22 protein-coding genes are annotated in these 22,247 nt (G+C 43.2%); 13 read left to right on the forward strand and 9 right to left on the reverse strand.

The window, feature by feature from the left end; all coding sequences use genetic code 11:
• Window positions 1-123: 123 nt before the first annotated feature.
• From betB to LHL20_RS01860, 5 genes are all read left to right on the forward strand, one after another.
• A complete protein-coding gene (gene betB / locus LHL20_RS01840; RefSeq protein ID WP_226432026.1) occupies window positions 124-1,590 on the forward strand; it encodes a betaine-aldehyde dehydrogenase in 1,467 nt (488 codons plus the stop codon).
• 15 nt (window positions 1,591-1,605) lie between these two features.
• Entirely contained in the window at window positions 1,606-3,264 is a 1,659-nt protein-coding gene (gene betA / locus LHL20_RS01845) for a choline dehydrogenase (RefSeq protein WP_226432027.1), read from the forward strand.
• A 176-nt stretch (window positions 3,265-3,440) separates the two neighbouring features.
• Window positions 3,441-4,658 carry a BCCT family transporter gene (locus LHL20_RS01850; RefSeq protein WP_226432028.1) on the forward strand — a complete coding sequence of 406 codons (1,218 nt, stop codon included), beginning with the start codon at window positions 3,441-3,443 and terminating at the stop codon, window positions 4,656-4,658.
• 112 nt (window positions 4,659-4,770) lie between these two features.
• Complete coding sequence (locus tag LHL20_RS01855) at window positions 4,771-5,469, forward strand: TorF family putative porin (protein ID WP_226432029.1); 699 nt, start codon at window positions 4,771-4,773, stop codon at window positions 5,467-5,469.
• A 467-nt stretch (window positions 5,470-5,936) separates the two neighbouring features.
• Window positions 5,937-6,362 (forward strand): hypothetical protein, encoded by a 426-nt coding sequence (locus LHL20_RS01860; protein WP_226432030.1) that lies wholly within the window; start codon window positions 5,937-5,939, stop codon window positions 6,360-6,362.
• 26 nt (window positions 6,363-6,388) lie between these two features.
• Here the strand turns inward: LHL20_RS01860 and rlmF are convergent, their stop codons facing one another.
• The gene (gene rlmF, locus LHL20_RS01865; RefSeq protein WP_226432237.1) at window positions 6,389-7,291 is read right to left on the reverse strand and encodes a 23S rRNA (adenine(1618)-N(6))-methyltransferase RlmF; all 903 of its coding nucleotides are present in this window, start codon (window positions 7,289-7,291) and stop codon (window positions 6,389-6,391) included.
• A 40-nt stretch (window positions 7,292-7,331) separates the two neighbouring features.
• A complete protein-coding gene (gene soxR, locus LHL20_RS01870) occupies window positions 7,332-7,811 on the reverse strand; it encodes a redox-sensitive transcriptional activator SoxR (protein ID WP_226432031.1) in 480 nt (159 codons plus the stop codon).
• 85 nt (window positions 7,812-7,896) lie between these two features.
• On the opposite strand from soxR, the gene LHL20_RS01875 reads away from it, so the two are divergent.
• A complete protein-coding gene (locus LHL20_RS01875; RefSeq protein WP_226432032.1) occupies window positions 7,897-8,277 on the forward strand; it encodes a VOC family protein in 381 nt (126 codons plus the stop codon).
• A 69-nt stretch (window positions 8,278-8,346) separates the two neighbouring features.
• Here LHL20_RS01875 and LHL20_RS01880 read toward each other — a convergent pair whose 3' ends face one another.
• Window positions 8,347-8,982 (reverse strand): transporter substrate-binding domain-containing protein, encoded by a 636-nt coding sequence (locus tag LHL20_RS01880; protein WP_226432033.1) that lies wholly within the window; start codon window positions 8,980-8,982, stop codon window positions 8,347-8,349.
• Between the two features lie 283 nt (window positions 8,983-9,265).
• Here LHL20_RS01880 and LHL20_RS01885 point away from each other — a divergent pair, with 283 nt between their 5' ends.
• Entirely contained in the window at window positions 9,266-10,576 is a 1,311-nt protein-coding gene (locus LHL20_RS01885) for a M24 family metallopeptidase (RefSeq protein ID WP_413228874.1), read from the forward strand.
• Window positions 10,577-10,661: 85 nt separating this feature from the next.
• Here the strand turns inward: LHL20_RS01885 and LHL20_RS01890 are convergent, their stop codons facing one another.
• The 3 genes from LHL20_RS01890 to LHL20_RS01900 all read right to left on the reverse strand — a co-directional run bounded on the left by LHL20_RS01890 (window position 10,662) and on the right by LHL20_RS01900 (window position 13,377).
• Entirely contained in the window at window positions 10,662-11,129 is a 468-nt protein-coding gene (locus LHL20_RS01890) for a DUF3718 domain-containing protein (RefSeq protein WP_226432035.1), read from the reverse strand.
• Window positions 11,130-11,406: 277 nt separating this feature from the next.
• Window positions 11,407-12,516, reverse strand: a complete 1,110-nt coding sequence (locus LHL20_RS01895) for a hypothetical protein (protein WP_226432036.1) — start codon at window positions 12,514-12,516, stop codon at window positions 11,407-11,409.
• Window positions 12,517-12,579: 63 nt separating this feature from the next.
• On the reverse strand, window positions 12,580-13,377 hold the full coding sequence (locus LHL20_RS01900) for a PaaX family transcriptional regulator (protein ID WP_226432037.1): 798 nt from the start codon (window positions 13,375-13,377) through the stop codon (window positions 12,580-12,582).
• Between the two features lie 215 nt (window positions 13,378-13,592).
• Between LHL20_RS01900 and LHL20_RS01905 the strand changes: the two genes are divergently transcribed.
• Entirely contained in the window at window positions 13,593-15,248 is a 1,656-nt protein-coding gene (locus LHL20_RS01905; protein WP_226432038.1) for an acyl-CoA dehydrogenase family protein, read from the forward strand.
• 21 nt (window positions 15,249-15,269) lie between these two features.
• Here LHL20_RS01905 and LHL20_RS01910 read toward each other — a convergent pair whose 3' ends face one another.
• Window positions 15,270-16,103, reverse strand: a complete 834-nt coding sequence (locus tag LHL20_RS01910; RefSeq protein WP_226432039.1) for a hypothetical protein — start codon at window positions 16,101-16,103, stop codon at window positions 15,270-15,272.
• Between the two features lie 193 nt (window positions 16,104-16,296).
• Between LHL20_RS01910 and LHL20_RS01915 the strand changes: the two genes are divergently transcribed.
• The 5 genes from LHL20_RS01915 to LHL20_RS01935 all read left to right on the forward strand — a co-directional run bounded on the left by LHL20_RS01915 (window position 16,297) and on the right by LHL20_RS01935 (window position 20,892).
• A complete protein-coding gene (locus tag LHL20_RS01915; RefSeq protein WP_226432040.1) occupies window positions 16,297-16,833 on the forward strand; it encodes a DUF4136 domain-containing protein in 537 nt (178 codons plus the stop codon).
• 117 nt (window positions 16,834-16,950) lie between these two features.
• Complete coding sequence (locus LHL20_RS01920) at window positions 16,951-17,205, forward strand: hypothetical protein (RefSeq protein ID WP_226432041.1); 255 nt, start codon at window positions 16,951-16,953, stop codon at window positions 17,203-17,205.
• A gap of 39 nt (window positions 17,206-17,244) precedes the next feature.
• Window positions 17,245-19,227: a class I adenylate cyclase gene (locus LHL20_RS01925; protein ID WP_226432042.1), complete on the forward strand. Its 1,983-nt coding sequence runs from the start codon at window positions 17,245-17,247 to the stop codon at window positions 19,225-19,227.
• A gap of 125 nt (window positions 19,228-19,352) precedes the next feature.
• Window positions 19,353-19,745: a BlaI/MecI/CopY family transcriptional regulator gene (locus LHL20_RS01930; protein ID WP_202262148.1), complete on the forward strand. Its 393-nt coding sequence runs from the start codon at window positions 19,353-19,355 to the stop codon at window positions 19,743-19,745.
• Window positions 19,738-20,892 (forward strand): M56 family metallopeptidase, encoded by a 1,155-nt coding sequence (locus tag LHL20_RS01935; protein ID WP_226432043.1) that lies wholly within the window; start codon window positions 19,738-19,740, stop codon window positions 20,890-20,892. The genes LHL20_RS01930 and LHL20_RS01935 overlap by 8 nt, the downstream gene beginning before the upstream one ends.
• Before the next feature lie 133 nt (window positions 20,893-21,025).
• On the opposite strand, the gene gloA is transcribed toward LHL20_RS01935, so the two are convergent.
• Together gloA and LHL20_RS01945 are read right to left on the reverse strand one after the other, a co-directional pair.
• On the reverse strand, window positions 21,026-21,574 hold the full coding sequence (gene gloA, locus LHL20_RS01940) for a lactoylglutathione lyase (protein ID WP_226432044.1): 549 nt from the start codon (window positions 21,572-21,574) through the stop codon (window positions 21,026-21,028).
• Between the two features lie 66 nt (window positions 21,575-21,640).
• The gene (locus LHL20_RS01945; RefSeq protein WP_226432045.1) at window positions 21,641-22,234 is read right to left on the reverse strand and encodes a DUF1456 family protein; all 594 of its coding nucleotides are present in this window, start codon (window positions 22,232-22,234) and stop codon (window positions 21,641-21,643) included.
• Between the last annotated feature and the right edge of the window lie 13 nt (window positions 22,235-22,247).

The following is a 22,247-nucleotide window of genomic DNA, read 5'->3' on the forward strand; positions in this document are numbered from 1 at the left end:
TATTAAATGATTTTGACAGACTAAGTGCTTAACTTTTAAACACATATTCATGAAATCGTAGTGTTTGTTGTGTTTATAGAAAGTATCTCGATGATTTTAAGTTAACAGCGTTAGGAGTTTTACATGGCATTACCGACTTATCAGAATTTCATTCATGGCAAGCCGTTGGCAAATAAAAACGGAGAAACCTTCGCTGTTACTAACCCCGCAACAGCAGAGGTGATTTATCACGTCGAAATTGCTGATGAGTTCATTCAACAACAGGCAATAGAGAGTGCGAAACAGGGCTTTGCAGCTTGGTCTGCCATGATGCCTGTTGAGCGTATGCGTATTCTTAATAAGGCGGTTGCGTTGTTGAGAAGTCGTAACGACGAACTCGCTAAATTAGAAGTGCTAGACACAGGTAAGCCCATTCAAGAAGCAGACTGCGTTGATATTGAAACGGGTGCCGATGTTATTGAGTACTACGCAGGTCTCGCACCAACACAATTAGGAACACAGCAAGGTGTGGGCGGTGATTTCTTTTATACGCGAAAAGAGCCGCTAGGTATTTGTGCTGGTATTGGCGCTTGGAACTACCCCATTCAAATAGCTTGTTGGAAATCAGGCCCTGCATTGGCGGCAGGCAATGCATTTATATTCAAGCCTTCTGAAGAAACGCCAATGGGCGCTATGAAACTTGCAGAAATATTCATAGAAGCAGGTGTTCCTGCTGGGGTATTTAACGTAGTCCACGGCGCTGCAGAAGTGGGTCAATGGCTAACCTCACACCCTGACATTGAAAAAATCTCGTTTACCGGTGAAGTCGGTACTGGCAAGAAAGTTATGCAAAGTGCCGCAGCGACAAACCTAAAAGACGTTACCATGGAGCTTGGCGGTAAATCGCCATTGCTGGTCTTTGAAGATGCCAATATTAGTCAGGCGGTAAGTGCCGCGATGCTAGGCAACTTCTACACCCAAGGCGAAATTTGCACAAACTGTACGCGCGTTTACGTACATCGTTCTGTATATCAAGCGTTTATCGATGAGCTAAAAGCACGTACCGAAGCTAACATCATCATTGGTGATCCCCTTGACCCCAGCGTCAATATGGGGGCTCTTATCTCACAAAAGCACCAAGAGTTGGTACTAAGTTATATCGATAAAGGTAAACAGGAAGGTGCCACATTACTTACTGGCGGACACGCCGTTTCACCTGAATCAGCCCCAAACGGGTTCTTCGTCGCCCCTACTATCTTTACCGACTGTACGGATGACATGACCATTGTTAAAGAAGAGATATTTGGCCCTGTCATGAGCGTACTCGTCTTTGATGAAGAAGATGAAGTGATAACACGTGCAAACAACACAACACTTGGGCTTGCCGCTGGAGTATTTAGTCAAAATATTCAACGTGCACACCGCGTCATTCATCAGCTACAAGCGGGAATTTGTTGGATTAATGCTTACGGTAACTCACCTGCTGAAATGCCAGTTGGAGGCTATAAACAGTCCGGTATTGGCCGAGAAAACGGCGTAGAAACACTCAACAGCTATACCCAGACGAAGTCAGTCTATGTCGGTATGGTTGATATTGAGAGCCCGTTTTAAGGAGTAGTTTTACCAATGACATCACAAACATTTGATTACATCATTGTAGGTGCGGGCTCTGCGGGGTGCGTACTGGCAAACCGTTTATCCGAAAACCCTAAGCATAGCGTACTGCTATTAGAGACGGGTGGTTCAGATAAAAGTATCTTCATAAAGATGCCCACTGCTTTGTCTATTCCAATGAACACCGACAAGTACGCATGGCAATTTCACACTGAAGAAGAGCCCTACCTTAATAACCGAAAAATGCACTGCCCTAGAGGTAAAGTGTTGGGAGGTTCGTCTTCAATCAACGGCATGGTTTATGTTCGAGGGCATGCAAAAGATTTTGACGAGTGGGAAGCCCACGGCGCTAAAGATTGGAACTACCAAGCTTGTTTACCCTACTTTCAAAAAGCCGAAAGTTGGTACAAAGGAAATGATGCCTATCGCGGCGGTAACGGTGAAATAGGCGTTAACAACGGTAATGAAATGAAAAACCCGCTTTACACTGCTTTTGTAAAGGCAGGCGAGCAGGCTGGTTACGACATTACTGCTGATTACAACGGTCGCCAACAAGAAGGCTTCGGCCCCATGCATATGACGGTAAAAAATGGTGTTAGAAGTTCAACCAGCCGTGAATATCTCGACCCCGTAAAATCGCGTAAGAATTTAACTGTAGTAACAGGCGCACTCGTGACCAAAGTGCTTCTTGAAGACAAAAAAGCTACTGGCGTTGAGTACCAAGTAAAAGGAAAGACGCATAACGCAAAATCAAGTAAAGAGGTAATCTTAAGCGCAGGTTCTATTGGTTCTCCCCATATACTGCAACTTTCAGGTATAGGAGAAACTCATGCCCTTAATGCTGCTGGGATAGAGGTCAAACACCACTTGCCTGGTGTTGGACAAAACTTGCAAGACCACTTGGAGTTTTACTTCCAGTACAAATGTAAACAACCTATTACCCTTAATCGCAAGTTGGGGCTTATTTCAAAAGGGCTTATTGGGGCTCGTTGGTTGCTTAATCGCTCAGGGCTAGGTGCGACCAATCATTTTGAGTCATGTGCATTTATCCGTTCAAAGCCTCAGGTCGAATGGCCTGATATTCAATATCATTTTTTGCCGGCAGCAATTCGCTATGACGGTAAGTCGGCGTTTGACGGCGATGGATTCCAAGTGCACGTAGGCCATAACAAGCCTAAGAGTCGCGGTAGCGTAACCATTCAATCATCAGATCCTAAAGTGCCGCCAAAGATAGTGTTTAATTATCTACAGCATAAAGAGGATATCGAAGGATTCCGCGCCTGTGTGCGTCTGACTCGCGAAATAATTTCGCAATCGGCATTTGATGATTTTCGCGATGGTGAAATTCAGCCTGGAGAGCACATTCAAAGCGACGAAGAAATAGATGCGTTTGTTCGTGATGCCGTAGAAAGTGCATACCACCCGTCTTGTTCTTGCAAGATGGGAGAAGACGATATGGCAGTGGTAGATTCTGATACCAAGGTTCATGGTATTAAAGGCCTAAGAGTTGTCGATTCATCTATATTCCCAACCATTCCAAATGGCAATCTAAATGCCCCCACCATTATGGTAGCGGAAAAAGCAGCAGATATTATCTTGGGAAAGCCGAGGCTGCCTGAGCAAAACGTCAGTGTTGGACTAAACGCCAATTGGCAGACCGCGCTGCGTTAGGAAATAAAACGTGAAACACCATTAAAGTCGAGCATTTACACCAGTGTTCTACCTACCGGGTAGGTCACCCTGTGCAGTGTATTATCGTGCGATTAGCAAGGTAATTTGGGCACAATGTTTATAACTAAAAAAAGGAAAAAACATGTTACATTTTTATCAATATTGGGAGGGTGATAATGACAGTATGGCTTAGTGCAGGCATTATTTTCGCTCTACTTTCTGTGGCCTATATTTTGTTTAAATGGGGCAATGTGAAAGTGGTTGGCGTTATGCCAGTGAGAACCCTTACCTTTATTGCTATCCTCTTTACCTCAGGTTTAGACGTGGGCTTAATTATGTTCCCACTGACTGAATTTGCCGGTTATGCTGACATAAGCGCAAGCCCCGAATACGCATTTACCAACCCGTTGGCTATAGAATTTGGCTTCTGGGGGTTCTTAATTTGGGGGTTTTACTTTTTAACTTGTTTTTATTTCTGCGTAATCGAGCCAAAGGTGAAGTTTTTCGAGCTTCCAGCAGTAAAGTTCGTTAACAACGTTGTGATCATTGGCACCTGTGCATTTACGGCCTTTCTATTACTCTCTAACTTGCCTTGGTACTTGCCCAGCGTAGGCGATGGTGAGTCAATTGTGCCGACGTTCTACGCCATTGTTTTTGCTGCTATTGCGTTTGCTGTGTATTCAAGTACCAGTATCAAGTTTGTTCGCATACTGAGTATTACCACAACATGGGTTTTTATCGCACTAATTGCAGGTATGTGGGCAGGCGCTTTCATATTTGGCGAAAGTAAGATGGCAAGTTACTTTGCAAACTTAGGGTTAATCGGCGGCTACTTTGCCAATATCGATAAATTTGTACTACCGATTAATGAATATCATGAGTTTTATCTATTCTGGTGGTTTAGCTGGAGCATTATGATTGGCCAGTTTACATCGCGCTTTGTCGGTGGCCTTAAAACCTATCAGGTACTAATTGCAATGATGGTGATACCGTCTATCCCAATTGCCGCATGGTTCTCAGTGCTTTACCACTACCACAGTGCGGGTATTTCAACAGATGGTTTGGTTAACTTTGCCATGGTATTTGTCGGTATTGTATTTGTGATCAATTCACTCGATTCACTCATTCGCCTTTACACCGACAATTTAAATATTACGGTAGAACGCATCGGTCGTGCCAACTACCTTGCATTAAACATTGTCGCTCTTTCGATGCTAACGTTATTGTTCAAGCTAGACTTCTTGCAAATTCAATGGGTCGGCGCTCTCGTCATCGCCCTGTTCTTTGGCTGCTTTGGCTATATTCTCAGCCAAAAATATAAGTCGGTCATGGCAATAAAAGCATCGCCTAAAGAAAACAAAATCGATTTCACGAAGATCGAAAATCTGAACTAACTTCACGCTTTTTCCTTTGCATACATCATGGCTTGCGAAAGCAAGCCGTGTGTTTGCTCGCGTGCGATTTGTAATAACTAACGAAAAAATAAAGACAAAAGGTTTTTATAAAATGAACAAAACATATTCAATTATTGCTGCACTTGCTGCGCTTTTCACATTACCCACACATGCCAATTGGAGTGCTACTGTATCTGGCGTATCAGATTACACTTTCAATGGTGTTAGCCAAACCCAAAATGATCCCGCTTTGCAAGTGGGCTTAGACAAAGCATTTGATAGTGGACTATATGCAGGTACATGGGCATCAAATGTCGATTTTGGTGGTGACACAAATCTTGAGTGGGACTTTTACGTTGGTCGCTACCAAATGCTCACAGAAACCGTCAGTGTTGACTACGGCATTGCCTATTACTCTTATCACGGTGCAAGCGATTCAAGCGACGGAAACTATCCTGAGCTTTATACCAAGTTTGGTTATGCCAGTGATTATGGCGCATCAGAGCTAAACTTTTGGTACACGTGGGACTACTTTGGTACAGGCGCAAAGCATGCTATCGCAATGGTTGCACATACATTTCAGCTAGCAGAAAACCATGCATTGCGTGCAAGTTTTGATGTATCAAACTCCCTCGATAGCGATAAGTGGCTATGGCAAGACAATGAAACGTCGTTTTATCACTACCGCTTGGCCTATCAAACCAGTTACCAGGGCTTCAACATAGAAATTGCGGCAGAAAATACCAACCTAGACTACAACACGGCAGACGAGAGAGTTGTGTTCGGCATTTCAAAAACGTTCGGGTTTTAGACTATATATCTCGTCTGGCTACACGTTTAGCGTTACCGCTTTCCAAGCGATGCGTTACGTGTAGCCTTTATGGCCCACTCGATAACCAAGCCTTTTAAACGCCACAATGTCGACAATATCCGTAATATAAAGCAAAGAAATACTAATAAACTTATTATTAATGATATTTTGTCGACAAAATATCATTAATAGGCAAGCGCTTGAACCTTTACAACATTACAGGTGCGGTTAATACCGCATTTATATTCATAAGCCTTATAGGTGTATTTTCACAGTTAAGGAAAATATGGCGAAGAAAAAATACGGATAATGGTTTGCATCCCACCGAGCTTTTATCTTTAAACCAGTTTACTGTGAGCTTCTTGGCTTATTTGTCTTTTTTCGTGTATGGATACTCAATAGAGCCTTTTAATCACTATATTGTTTGGCCTAGGCTAATCGCCTCTTTGCTGGTTTTATGGATCATTATGGAAATCATGATGGATAGGAAATCGGCCAGGTCGATAGTCAGCTTTGTGCTGTCCGCGAGCGGTCTCTTACTTGCTGTTATTGATCTTTTTTACGGTGAATCCATATCTTATAAAGGAAAGGTAATATCCACCTCTATAATATTGTGTGTTTCAGTGTTAATCGCGCAGGGCTATTTTCATCAAATCAGGCTTATTTATAAATCGGGGCGCACAGGAGCGGTAGACTTAAAAATGAGTCAGTTCATTTTTATGATGGACATATCAACAATTGCTTTTGCGCTAACCATGGGGCTTTCAAAAGGTTGGCCCCTCTTAGTATTAGCCGTGACAAGTGGAATAACTAAGCTGGTAATCATGTATTTGTTCAAGTGGGTAGCAGTGAGCCCTATTGCAGCAAAGCACAGAAATGCGCGCTTTTCTTAAGCGCGCATTTTTCTCAACGACAGGCACTAAAAACGCCATGCCACAAACCGGCTAAGCTTGTTCCCCTGCCCCATTTCAACAATGTCGAATTCTAAGGCTTGGTGATAGCGAATGCTGGTTTCAAGGGGCTTGAGATGCGCACTTTTTGAAACCAAACAGGTAAACCAACCTACCTGAGTTTTGTAATGGGTGCTTTCTTCTATCATCCGCTGTATAAAAGCGAGCTCACCGCCGTTGCACCACAACTCATTCGCCTGACCTGCAAAGTTAAGGTTAGCGGTGGCTTTACCTATTGCGCTGGACTTTCCACCCCGCTTGCTCACGTTGCGCTTGAGGTTTTTTGTTTTTCGCCGCGTGCCCGATAACGCATCTTCCCGCGATTTGTGAAACGGTGGGTTGCACATCGTAAAGGTAAAGTAGTCGTCGTCTCTTATCACACCTTTGAATATGTAGTCGGAACTAGCCTGTTTGCGCACACTAAACCGCTCAGATAAGTGCGCATTTTTCTTGGCAATTCGACTCGCGTTTACAAACGCGACTTCATCGACATCACTTCCCACAAACTCCCATTGATAGCTACTTACACCTATTATTGGATAAATAGCATTGGCTCCAACACCAATGTCGAGCCCCCTTACCGTGTTTGTTTTTTGGGGCGGCTTTGCCACCAATAAATCGGCAATTGCGTGAATGTAGTCGGCACGCCCCGGCACAGGTGGGCAAAGGTAGCCTTTTGGCACTTCCCAAAAATCGACCTTGTAATAGTGCTTAAGCAAAGCCGAGTTCAGTGCCATTACGGCATTAGGATCGGCAAAGTTTATACTTTTGTTCCCGCTTTTAGCATTAATAACAAAAGGGGTTAGTGCGGGAAATGACTGACAAAGTGCCGCTATTGGGTAGCCATTTTTATGGAGGTTTCTTACGTGCATAAGAGATTGTGAAATCTTGTATTTAGTTGAAGTAAGACCGCTACCCTTTAGGGCGCTGTGCGAGATACGTAGACTGAACATTATCATCTAGCAATTGTGCACCTGCCCCATTCGCGGCCATTTTGTCATCGCTATTGTACAGCTTACACCGCTCTAGTGACAAACAACCACAACCGATACAGCCCTGCAGCGACGTTTTTAAGCTAGTAAGCGCTGCTATTCTTTGTTCAATATGTTGGTTGAATGTTTCACTAAGCGCTATCCAATCCTCTTGCGTGGGGGTTCTGTTATTTGGCAAAGACGATAACAACGTCTTTATCTGCGCAAGTGAATAGCCCATATTCTGTGCAATAAGAATAAATGAAACACGTCTTATGACCGAACGGGGGAAAACGCGGTTTCCTCCCTCGGTACGTACCGACGGGATCAACCCTTCATTGGCATAGTAACGAATGAGCGAAACGGCATTACCTGTCCGCTTCGCAATGAAGCCGATACTGACTAGCGGTTCTGGTGACATAAAAAATCCCAATCAGCACTTGATCTAAAGTTAGCTTTAGATATTAAGCTGATTTTCGTTAACTATCTACTTAAAGGGGTAAATAATGAAAAATGCATATCTAGAACACGCCAATATTACCGTTACCGATCCTGATGCGCTGGCGCAGCTACTTTGCACGTTGTTTGAATGGAAGGTTCGGTGGCAAGGCGGTGCCAAAAATGAGGGGTATAGCGTGCATGTTGGCGATGACAATGCCTATCTTGCTTTGTATAAACCTGTAAAACTAAATGCTATTGTGAGTGACTACAAAACACTTGCCAACGTTAACCACATTGGCGTGGTGGTAGCTGATCTTGATGCTGTAGAGGCTAAAATACTTTCCATGGGCATCGATACATTCAGCCATGGCGACTATGAACCGGGACGACGCTTTTATTTTATGGCACAAGATAATATTGAAATTGAAGTGGTAAGCTACACGTAGCATTTATTAGAACGATACACTTGGGCGTGCTTATTAAAAGGCACGCTTTCACACCAGGGGCGACTGGCGCTAATAAGGCATTGCAATGGCGTATTTTTGATACAGTGCAGGTATAGTGCCTTGTTGGTTAAGCAACGCTACCTGTGCATCAAAATGACGTTTGAGCGCTTTGCCTTTACTATTTCTTGCGAAAGACCAAAATAGCTCAAAGTCACCCACTTCTGCAGACTGAAATTCACCATTGCGAATTCCCTCACTGAAAACACGATAAATCAGGATTTCGGTGTCCACATAAAAATCAACTTTGCCTTGTCTTAGTAGTGCCAAGCCTTGTTCAACACTCTTCACTTCAATGCCAGACGCGCTGTTAGGTAATGCAGCATAAAAAATTACGTCATCGTACCCCGCTCGGTATGCACCTAGCATTTGTTGTATGTCACCACGATCAAGTGTTTCACGGCTTACGAGCAGAATTTTTTCACTCAAAACAGGCTTATCAGACTGATAGAAAGCATTGTTTTTAGGCATTCCTCCGGTCATGTCAATTTCTTCCTGCGTCAAATGCTTTAAGGAACGTTTCCATGGGAAGTAACTCACTTCGAGCTCAAATTGCGGCAAAGGAAAAATTTGTCTCATCAGCTCGTGGTAGAAGCCAGTACCATCGTAATCAGTAAACCCTTCCCACTGATCAGTACCCCATTTCACCGTAGTGGCTCCCTCTGCCCTAACAAACGCAGATAAAAAAAGTAATAAGAGCGCAAAATACTTCATGAAACCGTTTCACCAAACCATGACAAGTATTACAAAAAAGATAATATCAATCTTACCGCGATATCGATCAACTCAAATGCGGTAGACGCCTGTCAACGCACTTAGCGTTTAGTATATGGACCTAGTGTTAATATAGGGGCTTTTTTATACGGGCTGTATTAGTCATTAGTCAATGCTCAAGGAAAAATCAATGCTAAGTAAACTATTTCCCATTGCCATGCTCGCCGTGTTTTCTATTTGTACTGTTAGCGCTGCACCCATTTTAAGCATGCAAGAAAGAAGCGAGCTAATTGATCGCATTACAAAACAGCGTTTCGAGCAGGTGCTTCCTGACATAATGAAACGAGAAAACATTGATATGTGGATCGTTATGTCTAGGGAATACAATGAAGATCCTGTCCTTAAGACTATGCTTCCCTCTACTTGGCTGTCAGCAAGGCGCCATACGATGCTTGTCATTTATCGCCCCCAAGACAGCCGTGCGCTTGAGACACTTGCCGTTGCACGTTATGCCGTTGGCGATATATTTGAAAAAGCATGGGATAAGGAAGCGCAGCCTGATCAGTGGCAAGCACTGGTAGAAATTATTAAACAACGTAACCCCAAGCGCATTGCTGTTAATACGTCGGAGGAATTTGCGCTAGCAGATGGCATGAGTTCAACAGAATACGCAAACTTAATGACTGCTTTGCCTGACACCTTTGCATCAAGAGTTGTGACTGGTGAAAAACTGGCTATCGGATGGTTAGAAACACGTAGTGAACTGGAAATGCAACACTATCCAATACTCACTCAAATTGGCCACGACCTTATAGCAAAAGCGTTTTCTAACGACGTGATAACCCCAAACATTACCACCACAGATGACGTGGTGTGGTGGCTTAGAGATCAAACTCTCGAACTTGGACTCACAAACTGGTTTCACCCTACCGTTTCAATACAACGCGCTGATGACGAAAAATTTGACCAGATAAAAGCATTTAGTAAGCGTCCGGGCGAAAATGTGATTCGACCTGGTGACCTACTTCATGTTGATTTCGGCATTACTTATCTTAGGCTTAACACTGACCAGCAACAACATGCTTATGTTCTAAAAGAAGGCGAAACTGATGCACCCGAGGATTTAAAGAGAGCTTTAGCTACTGCCAATCGTCTACAAGACATTTTAACCAGCAACTTTAAACTTGGGCGAACAGGTAATGCCATTTTAAAAGTGTCCAGAGAACAAGCAATAGAAGAAGGCATTACACCATCAATTTATACTCACCCGTTGGGATTACACGGTCATGCTGCAGGCCCAACAATAGGAATGTGGGATGCACAAGAAGGTGTGCCTGTTCAGGGCGACTACCCTATGTATGGTCAAACGGTATATTCAATAGAATTAAATGCAGCTAGCGTAGTTAATGCTTGGAATAAAGAAATTCGAATTATGCTAGAAGAAGATGCGTTTTTTGACGGGCGTGAAGTGGTGTATTTGGATGGAAGGCAAAAGGCCTTTCACTTGATTAGCGCTTCAAAGCAGTGATTTGGGTAAAGTGTCAGGCCTTCCGCTTTCTCAAGCGAAAGGCCATGAAACTGTACAATTTTGTAAGCAATAATTTGCTTAGTGCTTACTCTGCGTTAGAGCGCACGATGACATTTTCAACACTGTACTGACGTACAAAGTCTGAAATGTCTTGATGGTTACAAATAATATTTTCACCTTCTAGGCCATACTTAACCAAAGCAGCATCTTTACCGATAGTAAGTGCTTCTAGACAAGCTTGTGACGCAGCGTCTTGATTTTTAGCAACCAATGCAACCGTTTTTGCATTCTCAGTTACTTCATTGTTTTTATACATATAAGCAAACGTACGTAATGACTCACCATTACAACGAACAGATGCACTAAATTCTTCTGCGTTAAAACCGCTGTTGCGGATAAAGCGCAATGCTGGACCAAAACCTTCTTCAGCAGCCGTTAAACACGCTTGTGTTTCGATATTATTGTTTACAGGCTTAAGACGAACATCTTTAGCAAAAGATTGAGTTGCAGCAACAGAAAGTGTTAAAGCAATGGCGAATGTAGACAGTTTCATTTTTGAATTCCTATTTTGTAACTAAATTAGATATCACCTCAGTGATGTGTACATTATGAACAAAACTTTCAATAAATAAAGCATTTTTCGTAATTTAATTACAAAAAATACGAAACAAACAGTCAGATCACGACAAAACTGAAAGTTATTTACAAAAGTAATGTAATTTTATCTAAAAATTTACAAATAAGGCGAATTCATGACAGCCCTTGCCGTCGTATTCACTGTTAGAATGGAAAAAGTGATAAGAAAAAAAGATGATTTGGATACCATGACCTTACAAAATAAGGTCATGGATCCAATTAAGAGAAGGCAACTGTTGCTCTGGTTGGTAAAACAGACGATTCAATCTACCCAGTAAGTTCACAGAGCGCGTAGGATCGTGTGCTTTTACTCTGTGCTCACTCTCTGTCAACATGAACTCCCAGGGCTGTAGGTTCAATGTGTCAATTTCGTTTTGAGTAACCCCCAGTGACGCTAACGTAGAGAGGATTCGCTCGGTTTTGCTTTCAGTGCTAGGAATAATATCGCTTATATAAAGGTCTTCTAGCGGCGCATTAATTGCTTCTAATGTATGGTTGATGGCATGCCATACAGCGTCGTGGTCAAACTGCCAATCGCGCGGCGCATAGTATCCCTCTACTTCCCACTCGAATTCTGCGTTGTTAATGGCAATTGAGCTTTCAGCTTCGGGGGAATATGACAAATCTGGCTTAGCACCAATATTGTAAGCATCGACACTCATCGCCACACATATTATTAGGTCACCACATTCTTTGTGGGTATACAGCGCTTCAAATGCAGCTCTTTTCACCCCCATCCAGCCATGGACTTTAGACGGCTGCTCGACAAAATGTCGCACATCATTAGGGAGGTCCTCGCCGTATAAATCAATAAGTAAGGGTAGCGGATTTTGATCTGGTGCTTCATCTGGCATCCAGACTTCATACTCCAAGCGATTATCGGCTTTACCTCGACTTTTGATCCCGTAAGATAAATTTACCGGCCGACAGATACTTCTATCTTCGTCTACTCGGTGAAAATATTCAGAGCGCATCCGTTTAATAAATGGTGCATCTAAGCCCGCTAGTGCCGCCGTAGGATAGCGATAACCGATCTCACTATTTTCAACCATGTGCAGTGTTTCAATGGCCTGTACAAGCTTGCTTTTGAGACCCGCAAGGGTATTGACACTAGGTAACACGATACTGCGTTCAGGCTCAATGGTCAGTCGCGCACCATCTTCGGTAATAAACTTTGGTGTTTTGTGAAATTCGTAGTCTTGAAAGCCAAGATGTTGTACTGCTTCATTTCTGTAGTGACACAGTTCACTGAACAAAGCAGTATGATTACGTATGTGCTTAAATAGCGGTCTGTTTTTACTCATAAATACCGTTTACTTCCCTACATTTACGCCAGCTTAATTGTCATGCACCTAGCTCTTATGCACTTAACCATGCAAGAATTGATACCAAATTTGACTACCTACGTCATCGTAGTGCTTAACCAATTCGCGGTATTGCTCTCGAAGACTTGCGTTCACGAGAGGAGCGGGTAGTAATGGGTCAAAAACCAAGTCATGAATTGCGTTATCTCCCACTTCGTAAGAAGCAATGAGTGCACCTTCAAGGGGCATCGTTGAAAGGCTATCAAGGGATTGTTGCAATTTGTCGATACCTTCCCGGTAGTGCTTTTCCAAGCGTTCGCCCTGCCACAATTTGCACGCTTTCTGCTGAATACGTTGCTCAAAGTCACAAGCGCTAAATACGAGGGCCTCTTTCGATAAACCTACTGTAAGCAGCTTCTGCCTGATTTCATTTACACTCGCTTTCATATTGTTTGGTCTGACGTACATGTCATTGACCAATTTCTGCATGCCGAGAAGTTTTAAGGCGCGTGTATTGTGACGTTGCTGCTTTTTATCACTTTTAGCCAACATCGACGTTTGAACAACAATCCAATCGTTGTGCCACGAGGTCAACAGCGATTCTGCGTTTCGCCACTGGTTTATTTCACCCGCAAACTGCTTACCCTTTTGCCCTAATTGATAGTAGCCTCTTTCCACCAGCGACAGTAAATTAGCACTGTGCAAACGGTTGAGAGTAACGCGAATATTATTTTCCGAAATGCCAAACAATGCCCCTACTCTTACAGCAGTTGCTGCATTCATTTGAATATCGTCTCTTGAGCCAAGCAGTTTAAGCAGCAATTTACGCGCTACCGGCTTTTTCACTTTATCTGTAGTCATATTTTAGTCGAATTCACCTACATGTGACTTTTGCTTATTGTGCGAATGGCACTTACCTGAGTTTGCACTATCGCTACCATAATACACGAGCAGCTGGTACGTCCTATCAAACACTTTCTAATAACCTTCTACCAATCTCAACATTACTTTATTTGATTAAATGAAACATTAAATGTAATGTTTTTTTATATCGCATTGCTTTAAGTGAACATGTTATGACTGAACAAAACCGTTTTGAAACCCACACCGTAGACAACCAACCTCAGGTAATGCCTCCCTATAATCTTTGGGAAAAGGACGGTCTGCTAAAGCATTTCACTTGCCTTTTTCTGCCTAATGAAAAATCGTCTATGCTGTCACCGCTGTCCACCTATGGCGCCTTAACAGGTGAGTCATTAATGGAACATGGAGAATTGGCGAACAAAAACAAACCTGTATTCTCACCTTTTGATCGCTACGGCAGGCGAATAGATAACGTAGATTTTCACCCTAGCTATCATGCGCTTATGCAATTTGCCATGGAGAATGGTGCGCACAATTATTCTTGGCGCAATGAAAGTCAAGCTGGCTCACATATTGTGCGCGCGGCGCTTATGTACATGCATTATCAAGCTGAGGCGGGTACGTCATGCCCACTTACAATGACCCATGCTGCGGTACCTGCATTGCGCCATGCAAAAGAACTCCCTGAATACTGGCTAGAAAAGCTCATCTATGGCACCTATGATAATCGAGAGCTTCCCGCAAAAGATAAAGCCGGAATCACCCTAGGTATGGGGATGACGGAAAAACAAGGTGGTTCAGATGTGCGTCGCAACACCACTACGGCGACAAAACAAGATGATGGCAGTTATCGCGTTGTCGGTCATAAGTTTTTCTTTTCCGCTCCTATGTGTGATGGACACTTAATTCTGGCACAAGCTGAAAGTGGATTAAGTTGCTTCTTGTTACCTCGGCGACTGGAAAATGGCACATTAAATAACGTTAGAATTCAGCGCTTGAAAGACAAACTTGGTGACTGGAGTAATGCCTCTTCTGAAGTTGAATTTCAGGACGCCACAGCATATTTGGTTGGACAAGAAGGGCGCGGCGTTCCCGTTATCATCGATATGGTGTCGCTAACACGACTAGATTGTATGATTGGCTCGTCAGCACTCATGCGTCAGTCGCTGGTACAAGCAATGCACCATGTTAGCCATAGAGACGCCTTTGGCAATACCCTTATTAATCAACCTTTAATGCGCAATGTATTAGCTGATCTTAGTTTAGAGTGCGCAGCTGCTACCGCACTTACTATGCGTGTCGCTAAAGCAGTAGATGACGCGCCGAACAATGAACAAGAAGCCGCGTTTGCACGAATTGCGACTGCTATTGGAAAGTACTGGATTTGTAAGCGTACACCTGCTTTTGTAAACGAGGCTCAGGAGTGCTTGGGCGGCATTGGCTACGTTGAAGAAAACCCTTTGCCTCGATATTACCGCCAAGCACCACTTAATTCGATTTGGGAAGGTAGTGGCAACGTGCAGTGCTTAGATGTGCTACGCGCCATTGCTAAAGAACCTAATGCGAAAAACGCCCTATTTAATGAATTAAAACAACAAGTAGGAAAGAACAAATACTTTGATTTACATTTTGCAAAACTGTATGACGCTTTTTCGGCCTCTGGCGATATGGAGTTGCGAAGCCGACATATTACCGAACAGGCAGCATTAGCGTTACAAGGCGCGGTGTTGCTCAGTGATGACACCAACCCGTTAGCGCAAGCGTTTTGTAATACGCGTTTAAGTAACGCCTGCGGATTAACATTTGGGACGTTAGCGCGCGATACCAATTTTGACGACATTATAGCGTTTGCGAGCATAATGGCTTAGGGTCTTTGGGTGTTAAAGCAGTTAACGTGTAGCGGTCTTATCTGGCGCGACAACATTTGCGTGCCAAAACTGTTGTTGCTTTTGGTAGATGGGACTACTCAAAATAACGGGTAATGCCTTGTTTATTGTGGAAACTGCCTCTTCGCCCCACGCATTGTTAGTACATCCTATTGCACCCGATATTCCCTTGTTCGATAGCTCAGTCGTTTCATAGTACACCAACGCTTTCTCGCCCTGTGTTAAGTTATGAAATTTCAAAATAGAGGGGTACTCAAGGGTGTAATCTATTCTTCCCAGCGCAATTTGTTCAAGTACTCTTACTGTAGCGTTCTCACCAGTAAGTTCGGCAAAATGGCTTGTCTTACTGACTTTATCGACATATTGCTGCAGCACATCAGGATAACGTCGCGCTAGCGGCTTTCCCATTCTAAGTGTTAACGCGTTGGCAAGATCTGACAATGATATTCTACCATCCGCCCTTAAATACGGCGCGAGGACATCAGGTAGCCCGATAATTCCTAAAGGCGCATGAACAACCGTCTCATCAGTGTAAAGCCATACCTCACTATCTTCTCTTTTTATAAGGCACGGAAAACACAAATTTTGCTTTTGCTTCGATAGCATTCTAATTCGATTTTGAGGCATCAGAATCGTCTCATGCGCTACCTCTGGCATTTGCGCTCTAAGTGCATCAATGAGCACATCACACATACCTGAATTTTCGTATTCACCTTCGATAATGTGAAAAGGAGGGGCGTCATTAATGGCCCATGTAATTGTGAATCCATTCTCTTGTGCCTGTGGCAACCTTGAAAAGAAAAGTGCGCAGATAAGAAGAAGCATTACCGCAGCCATTCGCACGCTAGACACCTCCACTATATGTAATACCAATTAACCGCGTTCTTCCCCAAACCTAGTGCAAAGATCGCAATAAACAAACCTATCACCAATAATTTATTTGATTTACTCTGCAAACCATAAGACGTAAATATGCGTTTAAGTAAACTGATAAAGTAATGCCTGCACCAGCTTAAGGATAAAATACACAATGACTTTACGCATTCTGTTCATAGTAATTACGGCACTGCTTACCGTAGCCTGTGCGTCTAATAAACCTCAAGTTAATGTAGACGAACAACAAAACTTTGCCGATATAGAAACCTTTTTCGTTAAACCGCCAGTTAACGCTGTAAACCAAGTACTTCAAAATCATTTAGAAAATAAAATTACTCAGCATCTTGTGTTAAAAGGGCTTACTCCTGCTACAGAGGATGACGCAGATATAAGCGTTGGTTATCTTCCCTCTACAGCTACAAAAGATGATGGAACAACCCTTAATCTAGGTTTGGGAACGGGTAGCTATGGTCGCTCCGGTGGAATTTCACTTGGCAGCATATTTAGCATTCCCGTGGGTGAGCAAGTGTCGTTTTATCAAGGTCTGGAAATTGACATCGTTAAGGAAGGCAAGTTTATCTACAGTGCATCCGGCAGTGTTGAACTTGAGTCAAAAGACAGTATCAGCGTACAGGCTAAACTCGATGAACTTGTCGAGCAACTGTTGGAACAATATCCCACTAGACGATAAATATAAAAGATAGATTTAGAGGGATGACGCGCGAAAACTATCTGTGGCGCAATATTTGCTGCTGTAATGACATGTTGAACTTACAGCGCTATTGCGCCGTTAACACAGAACGCCTAAATGGACGCCACTTACCAAAATTTATCTCGCTTAAATACCGCTTCAAGACCGTCTCTTGTCGACTATATGAACGACTCAGCGGGGAATACCAACGCTTTACAGGCTGTGGTAGAGAAGGCTAAAAAAGCCGATGAACTACAAGGTTCCTTCAACGATTTCCACGTCCAATTGGGCACTGACAAAACGGCGCAGCTAAACCCATTAGGTAAATCTTATCAGTTATCACTGAAAATTAAAGAATTCGACAAGAAATAGCGCTATGCTTGGCAACATGAAGATGTTAGAAAAAGTGCAATGACAGCGCCTCAGCCGCTTTCGGTTCAACAGAACTTAACTATTCGCTTATTACGCGTTTTGAGATACAACAAAGCGCGCATTGAGCGTGCCTTGACACTTCTTCCTTTAGAACATCGCCCACTATTTCACGTACTGCCGTTCTTAGTGCATGTAAACCACGAACAACTGCCTGGCTACGTCGCCCCAAACGCTGAGGGTGAAGCAGTCCCCTTCGGTATTAACAATTACTCGTTTCGACCCGATGTGGAAAATGCACTCATGCGCTGCTTCCCACAGCAGCAAAACCTGTTTGCCGATATAAAACAAATCTGGCCAAGGCAGCGCGCTATAGCGTCGCTCGTATTAATGGGAAGTATAGGCACTATTGCACAAACCGATGAATCGGATTTTGATTATTGGGTTTGTGTAGACGGCAGCCAATTCTCACCCGAAGCGCTCGATTTATTGCAGCAAAAACTATCGGCAATTGAAGCGTGGGCAGAGCAGCAATTTAATATCGAGGTTCACTTTTTCCTGTCTGAAATCGGCAAAGTGAAACAAAACGATTTTGGTGTAGCCGATGGCGAGAGCGCAGGCTCAGCGCAAGCGTTATTTTTGAAGGCTGAATTTTACAGCACCAATATTGTGGTTGCCGGAAAAGCGCCTTTTTGGTGGCTAACGCCAGAGAAAACCAACGACAAGCAATACCAAGCACTCTACAGCAGCTTAGAGAAAGGCGGTTCACCCGATGTTGATTGGTTCATGGATTTAGGCAACGTAGAGCGGCTAGATGCTAGCGAGTTGTTTGGAGCAGCAATATGGCAATTGGGTAAAGCAATGGACTCGCCATTTAAGTCGCTGCTCAAGATGGCCAAATTAGAAGTTTATCTAGCAAATATTGAGCACGGACAGCCATTGTGTAATGTGTTGAAGAAGCACGTACACCATGGCAGTGAAGCGCCCGGACAAGTTGCTGATATCGACCCTTATGCATTTATGTTTGATGAGCTCATTGAACACTATAAATCCCACGGCCAACCCGAAGACATCTTGATTTTGCAGCAATGCTTGTATTTGAAATGCGCATGCCGCTTAAGCGAAACAGTCGCTGAAAACGAAAAGCCCAACTTTAAGCGCAAGATTATGGCGTCTTATGCTAAGCGATGGGGTTGGAGCAGAAAACAGCTTTACTTGTTAGACAACCAACACGAATGGTCGTTTAGCGAGCGCGTGCAACTTAGCGCTCGTATTCATCGCTTTTTGTTGAAGTGCTATCGCCGTATTTCTAAACAACTTGGCGAATACAAACAAGCCATGGATGAAAAAGATATGACAGTGCTAGGCAGACGCCTTAGTACCTTCTATGGCAAGAAACAGCACAAAATAGAGTTTTTGCGACGCGCCTTTGACGAAAGCCTTTACTGCGAAAAAATCACCATTGCCATGAAGCAACAGAAAAATGGTACCGAGGTTTGGACAGCCTACGCGGGTGACTTACTTAGTAAATCGGGTATCATGGATGACGCACAGCGCATTACTCAAGCGTCAAATGCATTAGCACTGATGGTGTGGTGTGTATCCAGTAAAATAATTGATACCAACAGCAAGGTATACCTCGATTATAACTATGGCGAGATTAGTGAGCTCGACCTCAACGACTTATTAAAGCATCTGTGCGCATACTTCCCTCCGGTAAAAGTCTCTGCACTGCCAAGAGAGGACTTACTCGCCCCCGAGCGCATTACCGCGTGTTTAGCTATGGTGAACTTTCCAACCCTACGTCAAAAAGCATCTGTTGAACATGTAAGTGTGCTCTACACAACCTCCTGGGGTGAAACCTTCCTAAAACATGGCAACGATGTCCTTGATGATCTGTGGTACGAATTACGCGAAGTTACCCCGCTACCTAAGTGCTATGTAATGGTGCCACGAGGTAATCAACAAGCGCGCATTCTTGGCGAATTTATTGAAGAGAACGACTTAAATTTTACTGTGCTCTAGACCTTATTTCTGCCCCTCCCCACACTTGTTTATTAAATAAACAACAAATTACTTGCAAAATATAATTACAGATGTAATCTTAACCTTAAGACTACAGTTGTAATCATATATAGTGGTGAGTAACAATGACGAGTAACACGCAAAAAAGCGATATCTCCAACGCTGAGTTTGAAGTGCTTGATGTACTTTGGGATGACAGTCCTGCAACATCAAATCAAGTTGTAGAACGCTTGAACAAGCGCAAAGACTGGCACGAGAAAACAGTAAAGACACTACTGGGAAGACTCGTTAAAAAAGAAGTGGTTAGCTTTGAAAAGCAACAGCGCCAATACCTTTATTACCCTCTCATCGCTCGCGAAGATTACACCAAAAAAGAAACCAGCAGTTTTGTCAGTCGCTTATTTAAAGGAAAGATTGCGCCTATGGTAGCGGGTTTTGCCAATCAAAATGAGCTAACCAAACAAGATGTAAGCGAACTGAAAGCATTAATTGAGAAATGGGAAAAAGACAATGATTGATTGGCTTATTGCACAGCAAGGTGTGCTGTGTATCTCACTTGCCATGTTGGTATTAGCAGAACGCCACTTAACAGCGCGTTTAGGAACATTATTGACTTACAAGTTATGGCTTCTTGTGCCTTTGTTACTTATTGCTAACAACCTTCCTGTCGACATGGTAGCAATAGAGTCATCAGCATTTAGCCGTTATGTGGTTGGGGTACGGCCTGATATCGTAAATCAAGATATCAATATTCTATTTAGTGTGTGGGCAGTTGGGGCAAGCACAATTGCGGCCTATGTTCTTGTGCATCACGTCACTACGTGGCGCTCAATTAGCAAGAGAAAGGCCATTAATACCGAAGCTTACTATTCAAGCAAAGCTGCTACACCTATGCTCTTTGGACTTTTTGCCCCTAAAGTGTTGCTACCCTATTGGTTTAAATCTGCATTCACACCGGCTCAGCAGGCTTTAATACTAGAGCATGAAACTGTGCATCGACAGCACTGTGATCATCTTTGGAACACACTGGCATTGGTACTTGCGGCCGTATTTTGGTTTAACCCATTATCATGGATTGCACTTAAGTCATTTCGTATAAATCAAGAACTCGCCTGTGATCACAGTGTATTACAAAGCAAAACTGAAAAAGAAAAAATTAACTACGCCAAAGCACTCGTGCAATGCGCACAGGAGTGCTCCACAACAATAACCCTGTACCCTACTTTTGGAGAAAAAAGTACTATGATGAAACGCTTACATGCAATAAAACAACCTGCCAGCGGCAGTAAGATAGTAGCCGTAGTCGCATTGACTATTGCGACCTTGTTTACCGCAAACACCGTATTAGCGAATGCCCCTCAGGCTGAAATGAAAAAAGCCAGTGCGAAAATAAATGAAGCCTATCCCACTAAGCGCATTGAGCCCATTTACCCTGATAAGGCTATTAAGGAAAACCTGGAAGGTTTTGTGGTACTAAAGTTTGATATTACTGAAACAGGCAGTACAGACAATATCAAAATAGTGAAGTCGTCACCTAAAGGGATTTTTGAAAAAAATGCCATTGCCGCATTTAAGCAATGGCAATACAAGCCCGCTATTAAAAACGGGAAAGCAATGAAACAAAAGGGTTTATTAGTACAACTTGATTTTAAGCTGGCCCCTTAAGCTGGTGTAAAAGTGCCTTCAATGTAGACCACGAATGCTATAGCAAATGGTTGTAAAATCGCGTGTAAAATGTTGAATGGTAGAAGAGAAAACACTAAAAGGAGCAGATGCTCCTTTTAGTGTTTTTTCGAATTTACTTCTTTAGATGTGGTGCGCAGGTGTCGGCCACGTTGGACGCATTGAAAATTTCAATCCAATAACCGTCTGGATCTTTAATAAACGCTATACCTTTCATGGCGCCATCGTTAAGACCTTTTTGAAACTCTACGCCAAGCGATGAAAATCGCGCACATGCTGCTTCTGCATCCGGTACATGAAAGCCGATATGACCAAACCCTTTAGGTTCGCTATTGCCATTGTGATATTGCACCGTTTCGGGGCTATCCCCCCAATTGTGAGTCAACTCCAACATTGCAGGGCGTCCAAACGTTTGTTGCATGCGGGTATTGTCGTCTTCACTAATGTCAGAAAAGTCCTCACCCGCAGCTAAGAAATACAAGCTAAACTGCATTTCTTCGAAATCTAAACGCTTGATGAGCGTCATGCCCATTACTCGCGTATAAAAATCTAACGAACGCTTAGGGTCAGCAATACGCAACATGGTTTGATTAAAAACATAACCATGGGTGGCATTATCTTTTTCCTCGCATAATCCTTCAGCACTATCAAAATGTCGGCTCATTTAATCTGTCCTTTTCGTTGTTCACATTCGCACGCTACGTGCAAATCAAACAATTTTAATTAAATATCAACGTGACGGTTTAGCGACTTTTCCCCAAACCGAGTTGGTCTTCTGACCATCTTTATCCTTTGCTACCGTTTTACTTCTGTCGTTGGTCTTATCGCTAGGTTTTCTATTTGCGCTACGTGTAGCGTCAGGACGGTACTTTTTCACCATACCTTGCAATAAGTTGCGGACAACCTGATCTCCAGCAGGTTTAAAATTTCTGTGATCGGGCTTTCTAAAGAATGCAGATAACTCGCCCTTACTAATACGAAAGTTAGCGTTTTTTAGCACAACAATCATATCGTCATCTTTGTAGCTCATAGCAATACGGATTTTCCTGAGAATGTCGTTATTGCTTAAGCGCTCACCGGCTTCTAAAATTTGCGGCGTGCTGCCTTCCTGTTTTCCTCGTTTTTTTATGATCAAGCCATCTAAAAACAACGAGATAATTTTATCTCGACAAGGTAAGTAACCTTCCTCGCCCTCTTTTTTCATAATGGCATGTAGGTAATCAATATCCATGTCGTAGTCGACAAGTTTGAATATACTGATGGCAGCAGTATCGTTAATTGCAAGTGCGTAACGCAAGCGACGTAAAACATCGTTGTGGATCATGTATAGCCTATGA

Origin of the sequence: Alteromonas sp. McT4-15 (genome assembly GCF_020515205.1) — a bacterium.
In the GTDB taxonomy this organism is placed as follows: Bacteria; Pseudomonadota; Gammaproteobacteria; order Enterobacterales; family Alteromonadaceae; genus Alteromonas.

Bases quoted from the DNA above. Each gene is read 5' to 3' on its own strand.
- gloA (WP_226432044.1), bottom strand. From the start codon at position 21,574: ATGAGCCGACATTTTGATAGTGCTGAAGGATTATGCGAGGAAAAAGAT.
- LHL20_RS01945 (WP_226432045.1), bottom strand. From the start codon at position 22,234: ATGATCCACAACGATGTTTTACGTCGCTTGCGTTACGCACTTGCAATT.
- LHL20_RS01925 (WP_226432042.1), top strand. From the start codon at position 17,245: ATGACAGCGCCTCAGCCGCTTTCGGTTCAACAGAACTTAACTATTCGC.
- LHL20_RS01915 (WP_226432040.1), top strand. From the start codon at position 16,297: ATGACTTTACGCATTCTGTTCATAGTAATTACGGCACTGCTTACCGTA.
- LHL20_RS01875 (WP_226432032.1), top strand. From the start codon at position 7,897: ATGAAAAATGCATATCTAGAACACGCCAATATTACCGTTACCGATCCT.
- LHL20_RS01900 (WP_226432037.1), bottom strand. From the start codon at position 13,377: ATGACTACAGATAAAGTGAAAAAGCCGGTAGCGCGTAAATTGCTGCTT.
- betA (WP_226432027.1), top strand. From the start codon at position 1,606: ATGACATCACAAACATTTGATTACATCATTGTAGGTGCGGGCTCTGCG.
- LHL20_RS01855 (WP_226432029.1), top strand. From the start codon at position 4,771: ATGAACAAAACATATTCAATTATTGCTGCACTTGCTGCGCTTTTCACA.
- LHL20_RS01905 (WP_226432038.1), top strand. From the start codon at position 13,593: ATGACTGAACAAAACCGTTTTGAAACCCACACCGTAGACAACCAACCT.
- LHL20_RS01885 (WP_413228874.1), top strand. From the start codon at position 9,266: ATGCTCGCCGTGTTTTCTATTTGTACTGTTAGCGCTGCACCCATTTTA.
- betB (WP_226432026.1), top strand. From the start codon at position 124: ATGGCATTACCGACTTATCAGAATTTCATTCATGGCAAGCCGTTGGCA.
- LHL20_RS01920 (WP_226432041.1), top strand. From the start codon at position 16,951: ATGGACGCCACTTACCAAAATTTATCTCGCTTAAATACCGCTTCAAGA.
- LHL20_RS01860 (WP_226432030.1), top strand. From the start codon at position 5,937: ATGGAAATCATGATGGATAGGAAATCGGCCAGGTCGATAGTCAGCTTT.
- soxR (WP_226432031.1), bottom strand. From the start codon at position 7,811: ATGTCACCAGAACCGCTAGTCAGTATCGGCTTCATTGCGAAGCGGACA.
- LHL20_RS01895 (WP_226432036.1), bottom strand. From the start codon at position 12,516: ATGAGTAAAAACAGACCGCTATTTAAGCACATACGTAATCATACTGCT.
- LHL20_RS01935 (WP_226432043.1), top strand. From the start codon at position 19,738: ATGATTGATTGGCTTATTGCACAGCAAGGTGTGCTGTGTATCTCACTT.
- rlmF (WP_226432237.1), bottom strand. From the start codon at position 7,291: ATGCACGTAAGAAACCTCCATAAAAATGGCTACCCAATAGCGGCACTT.
- LHL20_RS01890 (WP_226432035.1), bottom strand. From the start codon at position 11,129: ATGAAACTGTCTACATTCGCCATTGCTTTAACACTTTCTGTTGCTGCA.
- LHL20_RS01930 (WP_202262148.1), top strand. From the start codon at position 19,353: ATGACGAGTAACACGCAAAAAAGCGATATCTCCAACGCTGAGTTTGAA.
- LHL20_RS01850 (WP_226432028.1), top strand. From the start codon at position 3,441: ATGACAGTATGGCTTAGTGCAGGCATTATTTTCGCTCTACTTTCTGTG.
- LHL20_RS01910 (WP_226432039.1), bottom strand. From the start codon at position 16,103: ATGGCTGCGGTAATGCTTCTTCTTATCTGCGCACTTTTCTTTTCAAGG.